The organism is Xenorhabdus sp. SGI240, assembly GCF_040081915.1.
Lineage (GTDB): Bacteria > Pseudomonadota > Gammaproteobacteria > Enterobacterales > Enterobacteriaceae > Xenorhabdus > Xenorhabdus bakwenae.
Genome location: NZ_JBEBMB010000116.1, coordinates 1 through 5,633, shown reverse-complemented (window position 1 = coordinate 5,633; position 5,633 = coordinate 1). Strand labels below are relative to the sequence as shown.

Here is a 5,633-nt window from a genome sequence, read left to right as displayed (position 1 = left end):
GGCGTGTATATGTTTAGGCATCGTTATTCTCCAGTGACATAGCTCCGTCCTCTGGATAATCAGTACAATAAATTCCTAATTGCTCTATATAAATCCCACCGTCAACCTGAATTGCTAAATTATCGCCGATAGTAAATTCCTGCTCTAATTCCTCGTTAGTTATTTCACCATGAGGAATTCCAGCAAATTTACATACTGCTAATATTTGTTTACCTGTAAGTGTTATTCTATTCATCATTATTCTCCTTTCGGTGGTTTAATTATTTAAATATTTCTCAATTCTCTTACAACTCTGATTATTTCTGCGTAAGTGACATATTTGAATATCTCAGGACGACCATGTTGAATATATTCATCTACAGACATCCGACGCCATTCAGGATGAGGCCTATTCCCGCACAGAATAAATTTAGCATCGTCAACATCTTTTTTGAATACATCTATATTGATAGATTCTGCCAGTCCAATACCGTAGAACATTGTTGCAATTATGCGGATCGTGGTCTCGCCTTTATGAATAATATGAATTACCTGCATAACAATATCCTCAGTTATTAGCATTCAACTCACCACAGCCCACTCGGAAATGAGCTGGAGTTAGTTTATTTGATGAAACAAACTTTGACGTAGCACATTGGATATGATGTTAAATTATTTTCAATAACGCATCTTTCCGCTTCCTCCATCGAGTCGAACACATCGGCGAACTTGATATTCTCTGTCGGTACACCTTTGTAATACTCCAATTTTCCAGCTAACACATGAAATAATTTTTTCATATTTATACCCTCAGAATTAATATTGTTTATTTGATGATCAAACCCCTAGCACTTGCTTTATACGGGTCGGCGATTCTTTATGCGTTTTCAAAACCGTGTCACAAAAATCGCATTGTGCGATGTAATATTCGCGCATGTATTTATTCATCAATTCAGGATCATGAGCCACTTCACGTGGATTGATGCTACGTTCGGTCAAATACAAAATGAACTCGTTGATTTTGTTTTCCATATTCACCCCCTAGCCATAACCCACCAGACTCCAGTCTACGGCGGGGAAGTCTATCGTTAATTTATGATGTACCTGCCTATTTAACCACCTCAGGCGGCAGTGGTTTCTTGCATTCCACAACGCAAAGAAAGTGTCTGTTATTTAGTCACTCGGTGCATCTACCCATGTAGTAAAAGAATCATACTTATCAATGAAAAAAGTAGTATCAATAAGGTAGTTTGGATAGGCCGCTTGTAGTGATTTTACATCATCTAGATGGATAAAGACGCCAAGATGATCTTCAACGTCTTCTATTTCTGAATATAATTTCAAAGCCTTTTCTTTTTCTTTTGATGTAAAGAGTTTGTAGAAAACATTTCTTTCTTTTTCGTTTATAGCAAGAACAACATATTTGTTTCCTTTGGATAATTTAACCTTATCTCCTGAAAACATACTCTTAAATGAAAGGAGTTTACTTCTTGCCGTTAACTCCCTATTAAGTTCAATTAATTTTTCTCTATATGCTGATTTTTGCTCAATTGTTAATGTAATAAAACCATCTTCATCAGCAAAAAAATCACTCATTATATTAAAATATTCAATCCATTTCGGATCTGAATTAGCGGGATTTGTCTTTAAGGTTTTTCCTTCACATAAATCAACAACCTCTACAGTTGTAGCCCATAAATGCTGTAGTTTTGTTCTTAATTGAACCTCTATCAAAAAACCTTTCCAGTCATGAAATGCTTTCTTACCGTAACACTGATATATTCTGTGTATTCCCCGGTAACCCGTATTGCGTTTTTCTACTGTGTAATCCTTAAAGTTTTTAAGTACATGAACGGTTCTGCTGATTTCTAAAGATCTATTAAGTGCCAATAATTCCCTTTTGTTTTTGACTATAACTCTGCACCCGCCAATATCTTGCATTCTAACTATAGATATTGAATTATTATTTTTCCCATCGAGCGTTTTCCTTTGTAGTTTATCAATTATTGTTGGCAGTCTTTTTAATCTGCGTGCAATAATAGCCTTTGGCGCTATTTTTTTAGCACGTTTCCATATTAGATTTTTTATAATAGTTAAGGGGTATAAATGAGCCGCCCGATAATTTCTTATCATCTCTATAGCTTCAATTATATTTTCATCCTTTCTTATATTTTCCCCAGCCTTCTTTATTTGACTTTTAGTGTACAGCAACTTGATTTTTCCTTTTTCGTACTGCGAACTAGCCATCGTAGGGATACCTTATGTTATTTAGATAAACCCTCAATATAATCCGTCAATTAGCATGGCTCAATTCTATGATTGATAAGGTGCGCTACTGATCACCCCCTAGCCGTAACCCCGCCCGACTCCGATCTACGGCGGGGCTTGGTTTTGGTTGAATACAGGGCTACGTCACTCATGCAGCAAGATCCGCTGTTGTCAGTGCTCACATGCGTCTTAAGTCCTACGATAAGACGAGCGTACAATTCATTTTCATCAACGTTTCTGACGACTGAATCTATAATTTTTTCCACCGAGCGGGATTGAAATTTTGACTCCAGCTCCTGACTTTTCTTTGCCAAGAATTTAGCCCGGCGCTCAAAACGACGAGCGGTATAAGCTGTCTGAGTTTTTACTTTAACCGGGGTTTTTTTATCGCCATTTTTCTTAATAGAAAGTATAGAGCGATCTGTATTAGCCATATTCGCCTCCATAAGTAAGTTTTGGTGGTGTAGTTATTCACCTTATTTTCACTACACCCCAAAACCTACTCAGTGGGGTTGATTCAAGAATGCCTGAATCTTTCCAGATTTTTAAAAGAGCGGTACTCCTGAAACTTGGTATTACTGATTATCGAATCATCCAGTCATTCATATGCCACTGGCGGCTACTTCGTGGGCGTCCTGCCTGTTCGATGATTAGAATATACAAGTATAGCTTTATAAAAACAAGTAATACTTGTCTTAATAGGTAAAGAAAATGCCAAAATTCTTTATATTCTCTTGTTTTTAAAGCAGATTAATTTTTATTAATTGTTGTAAATGTGAGCAAGGTGGCGTTTGAATGGGAAGTTTTGGGAATAAAATGGAAAGCCACCATAATGGTGGCTATTATGATTATTGAGTTTTCTTTCTAAAATTATCGTTATTTTTTACGAATTCAAACGCATCAAGGATGATGCCTGTAATCCTCAAAATATCTTCTGGGGCTTCTATAAATATTCGTGAATTGTTGGCTGATAGCCCAGCTCTATTGACTTCATTCAACAGTATATCAGTGAGTTCAATTGGGATCTGGATATAGGATTTGTTCTTCTTATCAAAGTATCTCACTAACCATCTGTTTGATTTTCCTTGATAAAGAACACCAAAATAAGATTCTGTATCCTTGTATTGCAAATCACCGTCGTCTCCGACGATTGACTTCACTCTTTCAAATAAAGTTAGCTCATTTTTAGTAGTGATGATGTTGGGATTGTCTGGATCGACAATGTTTTCAAACTCTTTCGAGCTTTCTTGATGTACTATTTCCTCTTGAGTTCCATCAATTGGGGTGAATTTATTCGAAAGACCGGAAACTACCATTGCACTAACAGACTTTTCGACAGCCTGCTTCACTAACGGTGTGATTGATTCAATGAAGCGTTGATTTAATTGGCGCTCAACATTAGAGCGACTGGCAACATATCGTACAAATTCACTATCAATATCCCTCAAACTAGCACTGATAGTTTTAGTAAATGCGGATAGATAAACGCTTTCTTCTGCTAGCGTCCTTAGCGCCTCTGGTTTGAATTTATCGTGTCTAAAGCGGAAAAGTTGGCTAGCGTCCGCATCACTAACCTCATCCATTTTAATACGCAAAAACGGCGCAGGATCCATGACGTTTTTTTGTTTTAAATCAGTAAAGAAGCGCCATTCCAGTCCATTTGTAATGGCCGATATGGTGACTTCTGGAGTCGAGTTAAAGTATCTGGACAATTGAGGGCAATGGTTATCCAGCTTCTCGCTGTATCCTTTTGCCTCGATAAACATCACGGGAACCCCTTGGCAGAATAAAGCATAATCAACGCGCTCATTTGCCTTAACACCAGGGAAATCGGCTCCATATTCTGCTTTAACCTTTTGCGGATCATACGGGCTAAATCCAAGAATATCCAAAAAAGGCAGTATTAGTGCCTGCTTAGTTGTTTCTTCTGTGGTGCAGTGTTGACCTACGTTATTAACGTGATCAACATGATGTTTTAATTTTATCTTGAAATTGTCCATTCCATATCCTTAATAATCTAAAACGGAATACCAGAACATTCTCCCAATAATGATTACTTTATCTTCACCTGCGATTTCATCTTCGTATTCATCACGGTTATAACTTCTGATAAGTATTTTTCCACTCGGACGCCTGTAAAGGCACTTAAGGCGTTTTAACCCATCTTGCTCAATTACATACACTTTTCCATCAATAATGGTTTTGTTTGTCGTATCTATGGCTACAGTTGCACCATGCGGTATAATTGGCCCCATGCTATCCCCCTTTGCAGGGAAACAAATAATCGTGGAACCATCACTTGGCGCACCAACTCTTCTCAATGCTGCTTTAGAAAACCTCAATTTAAAGCCGCTATAATCTGTGCCAATGCGAGTTCTATCACCGAACACAGACTCAATATCTTTCAAAAACGGTACTTCTATTTCGTCACCATCTAATGACGTATTACTGTCCCATGTCGCAATGGTTGTCCATTCGTTCTCTGGTGGAATTTGGCTCACATCTTTTTTAGGAGTTTCACCAAACAAAAGCCAATTAACATCAACATCAAGGATAGATGCCAATGCGGTTAGCCTTGATTTCCTTGGCTCTGTGCTTGACTCCCATTGCTGTACAGATTGTGGAGTAACGCCAAGCATCTCTGCCAGTTCAGCCTGAGTTATTTTTTTTGCAAGTCTCGCCTGCTTGATTCTTTCGTGCATCGTTTTCATACCTCAAATATACAAGCGAGGCTTTTATTTTCAAAGCAAGTAAAACTTTACTTTTTAAAGTATCTCTTGTATTTTGTTTTATAACTATTCGTGAAGAAGGAAAATTCATATGAGTGTACTGGAAGCGACGATTAGAAAAGCTGGAGGTGTTCCGGCACTAGCCAGAATACTAAACGTCAGGGATCAAGCCATTCGGCAATGGATTAAAAAAGGGTATATACCTCCTGCAAGATACGCGCAAATTCATGAGCAGCTTGGTATCCCTTTGACTGAATTAATTAAAAACAAGTAATACCCTCGCTCTTTAACAAGTCCCGAATTCTCAGATTCTGGACGCCCCGGAACGCTCTAGGCACTCTTGGAGCAACCAATCCTCTTTAAGCGGATTGGCTAAACTGACCCGAAATAATCAGGGCAGTTTTTTTCCCACCTATGATCATCATCTATCTCAGAATAGTTGATATACCTGTATTTTTATTAAACGAAACTAAACATTAGGAATGTTACGTATGGAACACGTAAACGCCCGTATTGGTTGAATTAGCAGGAATTAGATTGGAAATGATGAATATTACTGAAAGGCGCCTCACTAGCAGCCACTGGTGAGGCTAATTGTTCTAGTTGAATCATTTGGAATGAATTCAATAAGCGAGGTAATTATACATGAAAAATAAA

The 5,633-nt window shown here is 37.8% G+C and carries 8 protein-coding genes; 1 reads left to right on the top strand and 7 read right to left on the bottom strand.

What is annotated here, in order from left to right; genetic code table 11:
- Positions 1–13 precede the first annotated feature (13 nt).
- The 7 genes from ABLA76_RS16570 to ABLA76_RS16540 all read right to left on the bottom strand — a co-directional run bounded on the left by ABLA76_RS16570 (position 14) and on the right by ABLA76_RS16540 (position 4,958).
- Positions 14–238, bottom strand: coding sequence for a hypothetical protein (locus tag ABLA76_RS16570; protein ID WP_348988767.1), 225 nt, complete (start codon positions 236–238; stop codon positions 14–16).
- A 26-nt stretch (positions 239–264) separates the two neighbouring features.
- A complete protein-coding gene (locus tag ABLA76_RS16565; protein ID WP_348988766.1) occupies positions 265–561 on the bottom strand; it encodes a hypothetical protein in 297 nt (98 codons plus the stop codon).
- Positions 562–816: 255 nt separating this feature from the next.
- On the bottom strand, positions 817–1,011 hold the full coding sequence (locus tag ABLA76_RS16560; protein WP_348988765.1) for a hypothetical protein: 195 nt from the start codon (positions 1,009–1,011) through the stop codon (positions 817–819).
- Between the two features lie 141 nt (positions 1,012–1,152).
- Positions 1,153–2,226: a RelA/SpoT domain-containing protein gene (locus tag ABLA76_RS16555; RefSeq protein ID WP_348988764.1), complete on the bottom strand. Its 1,074-nt coding sequence runs from the start codon at positions 2,224–2,226 to the stop codon at positions 1,153–1,155.
- 92 nt (positions 2,227–2,318) lie between these two features.
- Positions 2,319–2,681 (bottom strand): hypothetical protein, encoded by a 363-nt coding sequence (locus ABLA76_RS16550; RefSeq protein WP_348988763.1) that lies wholly within the window; start codon positions 2,679–2,681, stop codon positions 2,319–2,321.
- Positions 2,682–3,095: 414 nt separating this feature from the next.
- Positions 3,096–4,247, bottom strand: a complete 1,152-nt coding sequence (locus tag ABLA76_RS16545; protein ID WP_047766220.1) for a type I restriction endonuclease — start codon at positions 4,245–4,247, stop codon at positions 3,096–3,098.
- A gap of 9 nt (positions 4,248–4,256) precedes the next feature.
- A complete protein-coding gene (locus ABLA76_RS16540; protein WP_047766219.1) occupies positions 4,257–4,958 on the bottom strand; it encodes a S24 family peptidase in 702 nt (233 codons plus the stop codon).
- A gap of 109 nt (positions 4,959–5,067) precedes the next feature.
- On the opposite strand from ABLA76_RS16540, the gene ABLA76_RS16535 reads away from it, so the two are divergent.
- Entirely contained in the window at positions 5,068–5,250 is a 183-nt protein-coding gene (locus tag ABLA76_RS16535) for a YdaS family helix-turn-helix protein (protein WP_047766218.1), read from the top strand.
- Positions 5,251–5,633: the final 383 nt, after the last annotated feature.

What these genes read in the sequence shown, in the direction of transcription:
- ABLA76_RS16570 (WP_348988767.1), bottom strand. Translation starts at nt 238, where the DNA reads ATGATGAATAGAATAACACTTACAGGTAAACAAATATTAGCAGTATGT.
- ABLA76_RS16565 (WP_348988766.1), bottom strand. Translation starts at nt 561, where the DNA reads ATGCTAATAACTGAGGATATTGTTATGCAGGTAATTCATATTATTCAT.
- ABLA76_RS16560 (WP_348988765.1), bottom strand. Translation starts at nt 1,011, where the DNA reads ATGGAAAACAAAATCAACGAGTTCATTTTGTATTTGACCGAACGTAGC.
- ABLA76_RS16555 (WP_348988764.1), bottom strand. Translation starts at nt 2,226, where the DNA reads ATGGCTAGTTCGCAGTACGAAAAAGGAAAAATCAAGTTGCTGTACACT.
- ABLA76_RS16550 (WP_348988763.1), bottom strand. Translation starts at nt 2,681, where the DNA reads ATGGCTAATACAGATCGCTCTATACTTTCTATTAAGAAAAATGGCGAT.
- ABLA76_RS16545 (WP_047766220.1), bottom strand. Translation starts at nt 4,247, where the DNA reads ATGGACAATTTCAAGATAAAATTAAAACATCATGTTGATCACGTTAAT.
- ABLA76_RS16540 (WP_047766219.1), bottom strand. Translation starts at nt 4,958, where the DNA reads ATGAAAACGATGCACGAAAGAATCAAGCAGGCGAGACTTGCAAAAAAA.
- ABLA76_RS16535 (WP_047766218.1), top strand. Translation starts at nt 5,068, where the DNA reads ATGAGTGTACTGGAAGCGACGATTAGAAAAGCTGGAGGTGTTCCGGCA.